We start from the raw sequence: 12,742 nt of genomic DNA, 5'->3' as shown, positions 1-12,742 counted from the left end.
AGTTATTAGTGAAATTTGTGAGAATAAAGTATATGATGGTAATATGTTCGCTAAGAATTTTAGTCAGAGATTTAGCAGGATAGGCGGATATTTTTGGCAATGTAAGTGGAATAATAAACAGAGAATTAAAATTGGGATACAGGTATGACTAGTATGATAGAAAAATATGATAAACCGGTTGCCTTCTTGGATTCGGGCGTTGGAGGCATTAGCGTGTTAAATGAAGCCATCAGAATGATGCCTTATGAAAACTACATCTATTTTGGGGATTCAAAGAACGCTCCCTACGGAATAAGAACCACAGAAGAAGTGCGGCAGCTGACAGAAAAAAATGTAAAATTTCTGATAGAGCAAGGGGCCAAGGCGGTGGTTATCGCCTGCAATACGGCTACCAGTGCAGCAGCAGAATATCTGCGAAACAAGTATAAGGACTTTCCCATCATTGGGGTGGAGCCAGCCTTAAAACCGGCGGCCTTGAATCATGAGGGGGGGAAGGTTTTGGTTATGGCCACACCTATGACTTTGGCCGAGAGAAAGTTTCAAAATCTGATGAAGAAGTACGAGGAATATGCTACAATTATTCCAGTACCTTGTGGCGGACTGATGGAGTTCGTGGAAGACGGGATTCTCAGTGGAGACCCGTTGGAGAACTTTTTATTACAGCTTTTACCACCAAACCTTCGGAACAATACGGAGGCTGTGGTACTGGGCTGCACCCATTACCCCTTTATAAAAGAGATTATTGCCAAGGTTATCGGCGGCAATGTGGCAATTTATGACGGAGGGATGGGCACGGCCAGACAGCTTCAGCGGAAGCTCCAGCGGGAGAAGCTGCTGCGGCGAATTGAGGAGCCAGGAGAGGTGCGTATGATGAATACCTTGGAAAAAGGAGAGCGACTTAAATTGTCAGAAACACTGCTGATTTCCAGGCCGGTAAATCTATGAATAGGAAATGCATGAATATAGAGGAGGAGTAACGATGGAAGATCAAAATAAAGAAGTGAAGGGTGGACAGGAAGAGCAGCCTCATTGGGTGGGCAAGCAATATTCCTTTTTTAATCACAGCAAATGTGAATATTTTCCCTGTCATCCCACCAGTAAGCCGGAGGAGTTCAACTGCCTGTTCTGCTACTGCCCGCTCTATGCTCTGGGAGACAAGTGCGGGGGCAATTTTAGATATACAGAAGACAACATTAAAGATTGCAGTCAGTGCAAGCTGCCTCATGTAAAAGAGAACTTCGGTTATATCATGAAAAAGTTCATGGAAATTGTGGAAGTGGCCAAAAGAAAATAGAAGTTTTTATTGACTTAAACCCTCAAAAAGTGTAAACTAATTCTGCATTGTGTGTTACACGGTGCCGGAAAAGAATGTCAAAGATCCGTTTAGGGCTTTTTCATACAGGGTGCAGGCTGGGAAAGACCGGCCGTGGCCCGCAACGTTATAGTAAAGTTGCCGAAAGTGATTGGCAGGTGCCAATTTTAGTAGGTGAGGAGGGAAAAATGAAATCATTTATCGCGAAGCCTCATGAAGTAGAGCATAAGTGGTATGTAATTGATGCTGAGGGTAAGACTCTTGGTAGACTTGCATCCGAAGTTGCTGCTATTCTTAGAGGTAAGAAAAAGCCAATCTACACACCACACGTTGATTGCGGAGACTATGTAATCGTAATTAATGCAGAGAAGGTAGAAGTAACAGGTAAGAAGAGAAAAGAAAAGATTTATAAGAGACATACTGGATATCCAGGCGGTCTTCGTGAGATCACTTTTGAAAAGTTACAGGCAAAGAAGCCAGACGAAATAATCAGACATGCTGTAAAAGGCATGATGCCAAACGGCAAGCTTGGCAGACAGATGTACAAAAAACTGAAGGTTTATGCAGGTACACAGCACGATCATGCAGCTCAGAAGCCAGAAGTTTGGGAATTTTAGGAAAGGGAGGAATAGACAATGGCAAAGATTCAATATCAGGGAACCGGAAGAAGAAAGTCCTCAGTTGCTAGAGTTCGATTAATCCCTGGAAAAGGTGAGATCATCGTAAACAAGAAGCCGCTGGAAGAATATTTCGGAATGGAAATTGTTAAAAGAGAAGTTAGACGGCCTTTCGAGGTGGCTGGCTGCGAAGGCAAGTTTGACGTAATTGCTACTGTAAACGGTGGCGGTTTCACTGGTCAGGCAGGTGCTTTGAGACATGGTATCTCCAGAGCACTGTGCGTAGCAGACAAAGAAGCGTTCAGAGCACTGCTGAAAGCAGCAGGATTCTTAACGAGAGACCCTCGTATGAAGGAAAGAAAGAAGTACGGTTTAAAGAAGGCAAGAAGAGCATCTCAGTTCTCCAAGCGTTAATTTTAAGCTTACGGAAAAGACCCAAGATTATTGCAATCTTGGGTCTTTTGTTTTCTAAAAATATGGTTTTCTTTTTTTATTGTTAACGTCCATATAAATTTTGTATTATTTGATAAATCCATTATATATTTTTTTCCCTTTTTCTCTTGATTTTTTGTGACAAGCAATGTATATTATATTTGTTAGCACTCGTATATAGTGAGTGCCAAACAGGCTGATAACGTATTTACATACAGCAATATTGCATCACATAAAAGAGAAAGAGGGAATTGTATATGGAAAAGAAACAATTTAAAGCAGAATCCAAGCGGCTGTTGGACTTGATGATTCATTCAATTTACACACACAAGGAAATATTCCTGAGAGAGCTAATCTCCAATGCCAGCGATGCCATCGACAAACTCTACTACCTGGCTTTAACAGAGAACACAGGTATCTCCAGAGATGATTTTTATATCCGGCTGGCGGTGGATAAGGAAGCTCGCACCTTAACCATAAGCGATAACGGTATCGGTATGTCCAAAGAGGAAATGGAGAACAATCTGGGCACCATAGCGAAAAGTGGATCGCTGCAATTTAAAGAAGAAAATGCAGATAAGATGGATGCCAAGGAAGAAATTGATATTATCGGTCAATTTGGCGTGGGCTTTTATTCGGCCTTTATGGTTGCGTCTAAGATTCAGGTAGTCAGCAAGGCCTATGGACAAGAGCAGGCACATCTATGGGAATCTACTGGAGCAGAGGGCTACAGCATAGAGCCATGCGAAAAAGAGAACCCAGGAACGGAAATTATCCTGTATATCAAAGAAGATACAGAAGATGAAAAGTACGGGGAGTTCCTGGAAGAATACAAGGTGAAAGGTCTGATTAAAAAATACTCAGATTATATCCGCTACCCTATCAAGATGAATGCGGAAAAGCATCGAATGAAGGAAGCAAGCGAAGAGCAGAAGGCGGATAAGGATTATACGCCGGAATACGAAACCTACAGAGAAGATGAAACCTTGAACAGCATGGTGCCTATTTGGAAGAAGAGCAAAGGCACTATTACAGAGGAAGATTACAACCAATTTTATAAAGAAAAATTCTTCGATTTTGAAGAACCGGCTAAGGTGATTCACACCAATGTCGAGGGCGTGTCGACCTATAATGCGCTGATGTATATTCCAGCTCGGACGCCATACAATTATTACACCAAGGAGTACGAAAAGGGCTTGCAGCTTTATTCCAGCGGTGTTTTAATCATGGAAAAGTGTGCCGATCTTCTACCGGATTATTTCAGTTTTGTCAGAGGGCTGGTGGACTCACAGGATTTGTCCCTGAATATCTCCAGAGAGTTGTTACAGCACGATAGGCAGTTAAAAGCGATTGCCGTTCGGCTGGAGAAGAAGATTAAAGCTGAACTATTAGATATGCTTCACACCGATCGGGAGAAGTATGAGACCTTCTTTGAGAACTTTGGCATGCAGCTGAAATTTGGTGCGTACAATGAGTTTGGCATGCACAAGGATGCGGTGCAGGAATTGCTCATGTTCTATTCCTCTTCGGAAAAGAAACTGGTGACCTTTGCAGAGTACGTGTCCCGAATGAAAGAGGACCAGAAATATATTTATTATGCTTGCGGCGAAAGCCGAGAGAAGCTGGATAAGCAGCCTCAGACTGAAATGCTGAAGGATAAGGGGTATGAGATCCTATACTGCACAGATGAAATCGACGAATTTGCTATCAAAATTATCGGGGCGGTAGAAGAAAAGTCCTTTAAATCCGTTTCCAGTGATGATTTGGGTATCGAAGAGACCGCCGAAGAAAAAGAGGCTCTGGAAAAGCAAGCAGAGGAAAATAAGGATTTATTTGCAGCCATGAAGGAAGCCCTGGAAGGCAAGGTTTCAGAGGTTCGGGTATCTCAGCGGCTGAAGAGCCATCCGGTGTGCCTGACCAGCAATGGAGATCTTTCTATTGAGATGGAAAAGGTGCTCAATGCGATTCCTGCTAACAGCGACAAGGTTTCAGCAGAAAAGGTGCTGGAGATTAACGCCAACCATAAGGTCTTTGCGTCACTGAAAACCGCTTTTGGACAGGACCCAGAGAAGGTAAAGGCTTACGCCAAGCTGTTGTACAACCAGGCTCTGCTCATCGAGGGAATGCCAATTGATGACCCTATTGAATTTTCTAACACCATCTGCAGCCTAATGTAAGGCGCAGAGAACTCTTTTCACACACGAGAGCCTGTCTTTTGAGGATGCCTGCAAGGGCTGCCGGGAAGACAGGCTTTTGTGTTTCTGCGTTCCTGCTGCCCTCTATTTTTTAAGGCGTATAAAAGACGCAGGGGAAATATTCAGCTTAATGGGAACTTTTTCTGGTAGCTTGCCGTCTAATAAAAGAAAAGAGGTCATTGAAGCAGCGAGTACCCCTTTGGGACGCAGCACAGGAAAAGGAGAAGAAATGAAAAAGAAAGCTATTTTAAAGATACTGACAGGGGCTTTGTGCCTGACACTGATTACATCTACAGCCGCTTTTGCAGACACGGGAGTCCAGGCCGGACCAGTTTTGGCTGACGGGGGGAATGACGTGCAGGAAGTGCAGCAGCAGGAGCAACAGTTTGTAGTGGAAGAAGGCATTATTGAGCAGATAACGGACCAGGGCGAAGCCTATCGCATTCAAATTAAAAACGACAACATGGGGATGATTTTCTTTGTGAAAGCGGACCTCTTTGTGTTTGATCAGGCTTCTGGAAAGCAGATTGCGGTTCAGGACTTGAAGAAAGATATGAGGCTGACTGCCATTTTGCCAGCTAATGCAGCCGTTACGTTGAGTATTCCGGCTCAGACGGGGCATGTGACGGCCTTTATCGTCCGCAGTGACAGCAGTTCACTGAATGTTTCCGTTTATGATGATTCCTTGGTAAATCAGGATAATACATTGAAGTTGAATTTGTCTGAGAAAACGAAGGTTTTGGATACGAAAGGCAGCAAGCGGTTGTATACGGCAGAGGATATAGCAAATAAGACTTGTGTCGTTCTTTATACGGTATCCACCCGGAGTATTCCGGCTCAGACCACACCAGAGAATGTCATTCTGCTAGAGGAAGCCGCACCAGAACAGGCTGCTCCCGCCTACGTTTCTTTGAGAGCAGCGGCGGAGGCAAAAGGATATCAGGTGAAGTGGACTTCCAACGAAAAGCCTATTGTTTTAACTAAAAACGATATGGAAATTCAGCTGACCGTTGGCAGCGATGCTTTTCAGTTCACGCATCAAACAAAAGATTTAAAGGCTTTAGACCAAGTAGAGAAGATGGATTTGCCGGTAGTCTTACAGGGAGGACAGACTATGGTGGCAGATAGTTTTGTGAAGGACATGGAATAAAAACAGGGGATCGGACGTAAATAAAGGGGTTTAATTATAAATAGCAAAAAATGGGTGCATCGTCAAAGCGGCGATGCACCCATTTTATTTCCTTCGTAATTTTCCTTAATTTTGCTCAAAGTCTCCGGACTTAAGAGATGCTCCATGTGGCAGGAATCTTTATGCGCAGTTTTTCTATCAATTCCAAGATTGTCTGTTAAAAACTTTTCGATGATTTGATGACGCTCAAATATAGTAGTAGCATATTTAAAGCCATCTTCTGTCAGCAAGAGATTGTAGTTTTCTGCCATGACCACAAGTCCTTCCCGGCGAAGTTTTTTGATGGCATTGCTGACACTAGGCTTGGATACGCCAAGAGCATTGGCCACATCAATTGAACGAACTTCGCCAAGTTCACTTTGCAATAGCAGGATTGTCTTTAAGTAATTTTCCGCAGATTCGCGTACTTTCATGTGTTCTTGCATCGGTTTTCATGCTCCTCATCCGATTGTTTTTTCTCAGCAGGGGATTCCTCCGTTTTCTCATGATGATGTCCGCACCCCTTGAAATCTTCGCAGTTGTCATGGCCGTGCCGGTCAAAACCGTGTTTGTGTCCGTGTCCGAATCCATGCCCATGCCTATGCTCTTGTCTGTGTCTGTGCTCATGTTCATGTTCCTGCCCGTCAAAATCGGACTTGCATCCATGCCTGAAACCGCCGCCGTGAAGCGCCATGAACGCTTCTATGTGCCGCCGCCGTTGTTCAAAGTCTTCATCCGGGAATTGTTCTTCATACTGTTGGATAATGCGCCCCAGATATTCGCTGAAAGTGATTAGCTCTTCCTCATTGAAGCAGTCTAGAATCTTCACCGTCTCAGAGGCGGCGTCATCTACATGATCAGCAGCTTTCGCGCCTTCTTCTGTCAACCGGATAGTCATAACACGTTTATCTTCTTCGGAAGGTTCACGGGTGATATATCCGTTTCTTTCCAGCTTAGCAATCAACTCAGCGACAGCTTGCTTGCTCATGTTCAGTAAATAGGTCAACTCTTTCTGACTAATTTGAGGCTTTAATTTGAGGAGTGCCAATATCCGTCCTTGTCCTCGGTGGGGGTTGCGGGATTTTCCTGCACCGGCGAAGTGGCTGAACCAAGTGCGGTGCATTAGCATTTGCAACTGTTGCAGTTGTTCATCAATCGTTTCTTTTATTGTATTCATAGAGTTTTCTCCTTTAAAACATTTTAGTAAAGTACCTGACTGAAATTAGAATACTACGAATTTGCAATGATGTCAAGTACTTGACTAAATATTTTTTGCGTTCCAATCAGTCAAATTGATAATCAGCTTAAATCCCCCTGGGGCTACCTTGCGCAGCCTTGTGGGGAATGTTATAATGAACTCTATGAATTGAAAAGGAGAAGGTTGAATGAAACGTGATTATAAAAAGCTGCAAAATGGGAGTGACATTCGAGGCATTGCGCTGGAGGGAATAGCGGGAGAAGTACCTAATCTGGGGGCGGAAGAGGCGGAACGTCTGTCGGCAGCCTTTCTGCTGTGGCTTTCTGAAAAGACGGGGAAGAAGCCCGGTGAGTTAAAGGTGGCAGTGGGACGGGATCCTCGGATATCCGGAGAGATGCTGCTGGAAGCAGTAATCCGAGGCCTAGCTCGTCATGGGGCTACGGTGATACCTTGCGGCCTGGCTTCTACACCGGCGATGTTTATGAGCACGGTTTTTCCCGAGTTTGCCTGTCATGGGGCGATTATGATAACTGCCAGTCACCTGCCTTTTAACCGCAATGGATTTAAATACTTTCATCGGGGTGGCGGCTTGGACAAGAACGATATCGGGAAAATTATTGCCTGGGCGGAGGGGGAAGCGTTCTTGGCAGCCTTGGGAGATCCGGTGGCGGAGCAGGATTGGAAGCGGTCAGAACAAGGGCTCATGGGCGTTTACAGCCGATTTCTGCGGGACAAAATCAAGGCGGGGGTAAATAGCTGTCTAGATTATGAAAAGCCTTTAAAAGGGCTGAAAATTGTTGTAGATGCCGGCAACGGCGGTGGTGGCTTCTATGCCAAGCAGGTCCTGGCTCCTCTGGGGGCAGATATTTCCGCCAGCCAGTTTTTAGAGCCGGACGGCACCTTTCCTAACCATGCACCGAATCCGGAGGACAAAGCCGCCATGGCCGCCATCTCCCAGCAGGTGCTGGAGACTCAGTCCGACTTGGGGCTGATTTTTGACACGGATGTAGACCGCTCCTCTGCGGTGGATCACCAGGGACGGGAAATCAGTCGAAATGGTATTGTTGCCATGGCTGCTGCGCTGGTAGCAGAAACCTATCCGGGGACGACGGTGGTCACGGATAGTATTACCAGTGATCAGCTGACAGTCTTTCTGGAACAAGAGCTGGGGCTGAAACACAAGCGGTTTAAGCGGGGATACAAGAACGTAATTAATGAAGCTGTCCGGCTCAATGAGGAAGGAATCGATAGCCAGCTAGCTATCGAGACGTCGGGCCATGCCGCTTTAAAAGAAAACCATTTCTTAGATGATGGAGCCTATTTGGCTACCAAGATTGTCATCAAGGCAGCGCAACTGGCTGCTGAGGGGAAAACGTTAGATAGCTTGATTAATCGGCTGGAAGAGCCAGTTGAGGCCATAGAGATACGGCTGCCTATTACGTGTGAGGATTTCGGTCCATACGGAGATCGGATTTTGCAGGAGCTGCGCCAATGGTCTTCTATGTCAGACTGTGCCCAGCGCAAGGCTGATGGAGAAATTGAGGCGGTGGAAGAAGGGAGCTGTGTTCTTTGCCACTGCGGCATGAGTCTGGTGGAACCGAACTATGAAGGTGTGCGCATTAATTTCAACCAAAGCCACGGAGACGGCTGGTGTCTGCTGCGGAAATCCCTTCATGATCCGATTATGCCTTTGAACATTGAATCGAATCAGCCGGGGGGCTGTAAGCAGATTGCGGAGAAGCTAAGGCCGTTTCTGGCAGCCTATGAGCAGTTGGATATCAGCAAGCTGTAGTATCTGGAAGGGGTAACGTTCGATTGCTTGAAATGGAGGCAACCTTTTCTTATCAAATATGATAAAGTACTTAAAACAAAAAGACGAGTTCTCGGTAGGAAGAGAAGAGCTCGTCTTTTCTTATATAGAGCATAGCCTAGACGTCGATAGGACAGAATGAAGCGTTTAATTCTTTTCATAGATATAAATGGCAACGAGGACTAATCCGGAGCCCAGCAGCTGAGAAGGTGTCAGGGCTGTGCCAAAAATCAAGAACGAAAGCAGGATGGTGAAGATGGGTTCTGCGAGGCTGAGCAGAGAGACGATCCCCGCACTGAGCAGTTTAAGCCCCTGCATCAGACAGAAGAGGCCGACGCAAGTGGACCAGAGCGCCAGCAGCAAGATATACAGCCAGACCTTTCCTTCCGTAGGTACGGTAAATTCTCCAGTGAACAAGCTGTAGATCAGATAAAGAAAGCTGCAAGTAAAGCATACATAGGTCATCAGCACAGGAGCACTGATTTCCGAGGTGAACTTCTTATTAAAGATAAAATAGCAGGAACTGGCCAGTGCGGCCAGCAACACCAGCAGCACACCTCTTAGGTGCAAGCCGCCTGCTGGGGCATATAAGACCACGAAAATGCCCAGTAATGCTGTAAGAATGCCCACAACTCGGTATCGGGTCATCCGTTCTTTAAGAAAGAGAACGGATAAGGCAGCTACGAAGACAGGGTAGATATAAAAAATTACTTCCCCTAAGGCTGCCGGTATGTATTGAAAGGCGGAAAAAAATAAGATGCACTGAATGGAGTAGATGATTGCTGCCGTTACCAGCTGGACTGTATTTTTTCGGCTCTGCCGCAGAAATGATCGCTGCCGAATAAAGCAGTAAGTAAAAAACACGATTCCAGCAATGAGAAACCGGTAAAATAGCATGGTAACAGGTGAAGCGTTAGCCGAGAAGCCTAAGGAGGCTAGAATGGGGATAATGCTAAACCCGAGAGAAGAGGCTAAGATATAGGAAATGCCTTTCCGCAGTGGATGCTCCTTCGGTGTCCCTGTCACGTCTGCATTTGAAGCTGTTCCCTCTGCGGCAGAAGCCCGTTGCATGTCTGTTATCCCTTCTGGATCCCTGTCGTTTTCTTTGCTTAATGTCTGTTTCAGTTCCTCGGCCTTTGTCGTCAGCTTGTGGTAATCGTCCATACAGATATCCTCCTGTTTCGGTGAATTTATAGTAGGATGAAATAAATCAAGTAAAATCTCAAGCCCAAAGCTTTTATAAGCGTATTCTACCATATCAAATGCTTTTTTACATAAGTTCATGCCAGTTTTCACAAAAAAATACCAACCGATTTTTTCGGTTGGTATTTTGAATAAGAATATTGAGAGAATGTGCCAGACAGGCTTGCCTGGCTCCATGGTAATGAGCAAATCGTTTATTCGCCCAAATATGCTTTTTTCACAGCATCGCTGGCCAACAGCTCTTTGCCTGTTCCAGCCAAGGTGATGCTGCCGGTCTCCATGACGTATGCGTAGTCGGCAATCTCCAGTGCGGCTTTCGCGTTTTGCTCAATAAGCAAGATGTTGACACCAGCAGCGTTAATCTGACGGATGATAGAAAAGATATCCTTAACTACCAGAGGGGCCAGCCCCAAAGAAGGTTCATCCAGCATGAGGAGTTTTGGCTTGCTCATAATTGCCCGGCCGACGGCCAGCATTTGCTGCTCACCGCCAGAAAGGGTGCCCGCCAGCTGCCATTCCCGCTCCAAAAGCCGGGGAAACAGCTCATATACCCATTGACGATCCTTTTTAATCTGGTCCTTATCTTTGCGCAGGTAGGCACCTAAGGTAAGATTTTCGGCAATCGTCAAGTCTGGGAAGACCCGTCGGCCTTCGGGACAGAGCACGATGCCGCTGCCTACGATGTCCTTGGTCTGCATGGTGGTGATATTTTTATCGTTGAAGGAGACAGAGCCTTCCGCCCGGTTTACCAGGCCCATGATGGCTTTCAAGGTGGTACTTTTGCCGGCACCATTGGCCCCTATGAGGGAGATAATCTTTTTATCGGGAACTTCTAGACTGATGCCTCGGAGGGCGTGAATACCGCCATAAAACACATGTAAATTTTCTATTTTTAACATTATTCGTCTACCCCCAAATACGCCTCGATAACCTTCGGGTTATTTTGAATTTCTGATGGAATACCTTGTGCAATCAAGGTACCGTAGTCCAGCACATAAATCCGATCACAGATACCCATAACGAACTGCATATGGTGCTCGATGGTGAGAATGGATAACTGGAAATCATCTCTGATACGGGAAACGAAACGCATCAAGTCGTCTGATTCCTGTGGGTTCATACCAGCTGCGGGTTCGTCTAAAAGCAGCAGCTTTGGTTTGGTGGCCAGAGCTCTGGCGATTTCCAGGTGGCGCTGCTTGCCGTAGGGCAGGGAGCAGGCGATATCATCCTTATTTTTTTCCAAATCCAGTATTCGCAGAAGCTCCATGGTTTCTTCCCGCATTCTGGCTTCTTCCTTGCGATTGAGCAGGAAGGTGGCAGAGAATACGTTGGCCTTGATGTTCAGATGCTTGGCGATAAGTACGTTTTCAAACACCGTCAGATCCTTGAATAAGCGAATGTTTTGGAATGTTCGGGCAATGCCTTTTTTAGTAATCTTATCCGGTGTAGGCATGACCGTTTTCGTATATTTGCCAGCGTTTTGGCCGGAATAGAGGGTTTTCATCTTACCATGAGGATAGTTGGTAGCAATCACTTCACCGTCGAAGCTGATTTCTCCATTGGTAGGCGCATAAACGCCGGTAATCACGTTGAACGCGGTAGTCTTGCCTGCGCCGTTAGGGCCGATGAGACCGATAATTTCGCCCTTATTAACCTCTAAGTCTAGATTGTTGAGGGCGACAACTCCGCCGAACTGCATTGTGGCATCAGAAACCCGCAGCAGATTCTCCTTACTCATTGACAGCACCTCCTTTGCGGGATTTTCGGGTAAAGAACCGGTAAATACCGTCCCAGGAAAATTCCTTTTGACCCATGATCCCACGTCTCCAGAAGAGGACAACTACCATAAGAATGATGGAGAAGACCACCATACGAAATCCGGTCCGGAGGAAAGGAACTTGGATTCCGGCAATAATCATGGTCTGGTCCAGGAACCGCAGCCACCATTCCTTGGCAGCGGTTACTAAAAATGCTGAAATGATACTTCCTGTAACACTGCCCATACCGCCGATAACGACAATTAACAAAATATTGTAGGTCAACATAATCGGGAAGGTGGTGGACGTGATGGCACCCAGGTACATGGCCAGCAGGGCTCCAGCTATCCCGGCGAAGAAGGAACTGATGATGAACGAAAGCTGTTTATGCTTAGCCAGGTTAATACCCATGGCTTCAGCGGCGATTTCATCTTCTCGAATCGCTTTGAACGCCCGTCCATAAGAGCTCTTAATCAGCAGAACAATAATGACGATACAGATGAACACGATAATAAATGGCGTGTAGTAGGAACTGTATCCCGGTATGAGCTTCAGGCCCAAGGAACCGTTGGTAATGGTGTTGAAAGGCGAACTGGCCACTAGTATTCGCACAATTTCTGAAAAACCCAGAGTTGCGATGGCGAAGTAGTCGCTTTTCAATCGAAGGACGGGAGCGCCGATGAGGGCTGCCAGCAAGGCAGCTATCAGACCAGCCAGAATTAATCCCAGCCAGCTAGGCAGTTCCACATTAGCCAGTCCGTCAGATATGCCGTAGAGGTAATAGACCATAGGCTTGTTCTTGACTGGAATGGTAAATATAGCAAAAGCATAGGCTCCTATCGCCATAAATCCGGCTTGACCCAGTGAGAAGAGTCCGGTAAACCCGTTGAGCAGATTCATAGATACGGAGGCTAAGGCATAGATCGCGCCTAATTGCAGAATTGTGCGGAGCATGGAAGACTGAGAAGCAAATTCGTTCACTGAAAAAATCAGTCCAGCCAGCACCAGTAAGGCAATTATAGAGCAAATATTTTTTTGATTTTTTGTCAT

General features: G+C 45.9%; 13 protein-coding genes. 7 read left to right on the top strand and 6 right to left on the bottom strand.

Annotation, left to right across the window (positions count from 1 at the left end; translation table 11 throughout):
- Positions 1 to 144: 144 nt before the first annotated feature.
- From murI to Ami103574_RS14060, 6 genes are all read left to right on the top strand, one after another.
- Positions 145 to 945 carry a glutamate racemase gene (murI, locus tag Ami103574_RS14085; protein ID WP_330587103.1) on the top strand — a complete coding sequence of 267 codons (801 nt, stop codon included), beginning with the start codon at positions 145 to 147 and terminating at the stop codon, positions 943 to 945.
- A gap of 88 nt (positions 946 to 1,033) precedes the next feature.
- Positions 1,034 to 1,294, top strand: a complete 261-nt coding sequence (locus Ami103574_RS14080; RefSeq protein WP_334297166.1) for a cysteine-rich small domain-containing protein — start codon at positions 1,034 to 1,036, stop codon at positions 1,292 to 1,294.
- Positions 1,295 to 1,500: 206 nt separating this feature from the next.
- Positions 1,501 to 1,929 carry a 50S ribosomal protein L13 gene (gene rplM, locus Ami103574_RS14075; protein ID WP_163067591.1) on the top strand — a complete coding sequence of 143 codons (429 nt, stop codon included), beginning with the start codon at positions 1,501 to 1,503 and terminating at the stop codon, positions 1,927 to 1,929.
- An 18-nt stretch (positions 1,930 to 1,947) separates the two neighbouring features.
- Positions 1,948 to 2,343: a 30S ribosomal protein S9 gene (rpsI, locus tag Ami103574_RS14070; protein WP_163067590.1), complete on the top strand. Its 396-nt coding sequence runs from the start codon at positions 1,948 to 1,950 to the stop codon at positions 2,341 to 2,343.
- Positions 2,344 to 2,618: 275 nt separating this feature from the next.
- Positions 2,619 to 4,538: a molecular chaperone HtpG gene (gene htpG / locus Ami103574_RS14065; RefSeq protein WP_163067589.1), complete on the top strand. Its 1,920-nt coding sequence runs from the start codon at positions 2,619 to 2,621 to the stop codon at positions 4,536 to 4,538.
- 247 nt (positions 4,539 to 4,785) lie between these two features.
- The gene (locus Ami103574_RS14060) at positions 4,786 to 5,706 is read left to right on the top strand and encodes a copper amine oxidase N-terminal domain-containing protein (RefSeq protein ID WP_163067588.1); all 921 of its coding nucleotides are present in this window, start codon (positions 4,786 to 4,788) and stop codon (positions 5,704 to 5,706) included.
- A gap of 62 nt (positions 5,707 to 5,768) precedes the next feature.
- Here the strand turns inward: Ami103574_RS14060 and Ami103574_RS14055 are convergent, their stop codons facing one another.
- Both Ami103574_RS14055 and Ami103574_RS15725 read right to left on the bottom strand, forming a co-directional pair.
- On the bottom strand, positions 5,769 to 6,170 hold the full coding sequence (locus Ami103574_RS14055) for a metal-dependent transcriptional regulator (protein WP_246213155.1): 402 nt from the start codon (positions 6,168 to 6,170) through the stop codon (positions 5,769 to 5,771).
- Positions 6,155 to 6,901, bottom strand: a complete 747-nt coding sequence (locus Ami103574_RS15725) for a MarR family winged helix-turn-helix transcriptional regulator (RefSeq protein WP_207710504.1) — start codon at positions 6,899 to 6,901, stop codon at positions 6,155 to 6,157. The genes Ami103574_RS14055 and Ami103574_RS15725 overlap by 16 nt, the downstream gene beginning before the upstream one ends.
- A gap of 208 nt (positions 6,902 to 7,109) precedes the next feature.
- Between Ami103574_RS15725 and Ami103574_RS14045 the strand changes: the two genes are divergently transcribed.
- On the top strand, positions 7,110 to 8,714 hold the full coding sequence (locus Ami103574_RS14045; protein WP_163067587.1) for a phosphohexomutase domain-containing protein: 1,605 nt from the start codon (positions 7,110 to 7,112) through the stop codon (positions 8,712 to 8,714).
- 165 nt (positions 8,715 to 8,879) lie between these two features.
- Here Ami103574_RS14045 and Ami103574_RS14040 read toward each other — a convergent pair whose 3' ends face one another.
- The 4 genes from Ami103574_RS14040 to Ami103574_RS14025 all read right to left on the bottom strand — a co-directional run bounded on the left by Ami103574_RS14040 (position 8,880) and on the right by Ami103574_RS14025 (position 12,742).
- Entirely contained in the window at positions 8,880 to 9,896 is a 1,017-nt protein-coding gene (locus tag Ami103574_RS14040) for a DMT family transporter (protein WP_163067586.1), read from the bottom strand.
- 233 nt (positions 9,897 to 10,129) lie between these two features.
- On the bottom strand, positions 10,130 to 10,834 hold the full coding sequence (locus Ami103574_RS14035) for an ABC transporter ATP-binding protein (RefSeq protein WP_163067585.1): 705 nt from the start codon (positions 10,832 to 10,834) through the stop codon (positions 10,130 to 10,132).
- Positions 10,834 to 11,673, bottom strand: coding sequence for an ABC transporter ATP-binding protein (locus tag Ami103574_RS14030; RefSeq protein ID WP_163067584.1), 840 nt, complete (start codon positions 11,671 to 11,673; stop codon positions 10,834 to 10,836). The genes Ami103574_RS14035 and Ami103574_RS14030 overlap by 1 nt, the downstream gene beginning before the upstream one ends.
- Positions 11,666 to 12,742 (bottom strand): branched-chain amino acid ABC transporter permease, encoded by a 1,077-nt coding sequence (locus tag Ami103574_RS14025; RefSeq protein ID WP_163067583.1) that lies wholly within the window; start codon positions 12,740 to 12,742, stop codon positions 11,666 to 11,668. The genes Ami103574_RS14030 and Ami103574_RS14025 overlap by 8 nt, the downstream gene beginning before the upstream one ends.

Origin of the sequence: Aminipila butyrica, from assembly GCF_010669305.1 — a bacterium.
GTDB lineage: Bacteria > Bacillota > Clostridia > Peptostreptococcales > Anaerovoracaceae > Aminipila > Aminipila butyrica.
Note: the sequence above shows the minus strand (reverse complement) of the source record. Positions and strands in the feature narration are given on the sequence as shown.

Excerpts from the sequence above, each read along its gene's own strand:
- htpG (WP_163067589.1), top strand. The coding sequence starts at position 2,619 with ATGGAAAAGAAACAATTTAAAGCAGAATCCAAGCGGCTGTTGGACTTG.
- rpsI (WP_163067590.1), top strand. The coding sequence starts at position 1,948 with ATGGCAAAGATTCAATATCAGGGAACCGGAAGAAGAAAGTCCTCAGTT.
- Ami103574_RS14030 (WP_163067584.1), bottom strand. The coding sequence starts at position 11,673 with ATGAGTAAGGAGAATCTGCTGCGGGTTTCTGATGCCACAATGCAGTTC.
- Ami103574_RS14045 (WP_163067587.1), top strand. The coding sequence starts at position 7,110 with ATGAAACGTGATTATAAAAAGCTGCAAAATGGGAGTGACATTCGAGGC.
- Ami103574_RS14055 (WP_246213155.1), bottom strand. The coding sequence starts at position 6,170 with ATGCAAGAACACATGAAAGTACGCGAATCTGCGGAAAATTACTTAAAG.
- Ami103574_RS14040 (WP_163067586.1), bottom strand. The coding sequence starts at position 9,896 with ATGGACGATTACCACAAGCTGACGACAAAGGCCGAGGAACTGAAACAG.
- Ami103574_RS14035 (WP_163067585.1), bottom strand. The coding sequence starts at position 10,834 with ATGTTAAAAATAGAAAATTTACATGTGTTTTATGGCGGTATTCACGCC.
- rplM (WP_163067591.1), top strand. The coding sequence starts at position 1,501 with ATGAAATCATTTATCGCGAAGCCTCATGAAGTAGAGCATAAGTGGTAT.
- Ami103574_RS14025 (WP_163067583.1), bottom strand. The coding sequence starts at position 12,742 with ATGACAAAAAATCAAAAAAATATTTGCTCTATAATTGCCTTACTGGTG.
- Ami103574_RS14060 (WP_163067588.1), top strand. The coding sequence starts at position 4,786 with ATGAAAAAGAAAGCTATTTTAAAGATACTGACAGGGGCTTTGTGCCTG.
- Ami103574_RS15725 (WP_207710504.1), bottom strand. The coding sequence starts at position 6,901 with ATGAATACAATAAAAGAAACGATTGATGAACAACTGCAACAGTTGCAA.
- murI (WP_330587103.1), top strand. The coding sequence starts at position 145 with ATGACTAGTATGATAGAAAAATATGATAAACCGGTTGCCTTCTTGGAT.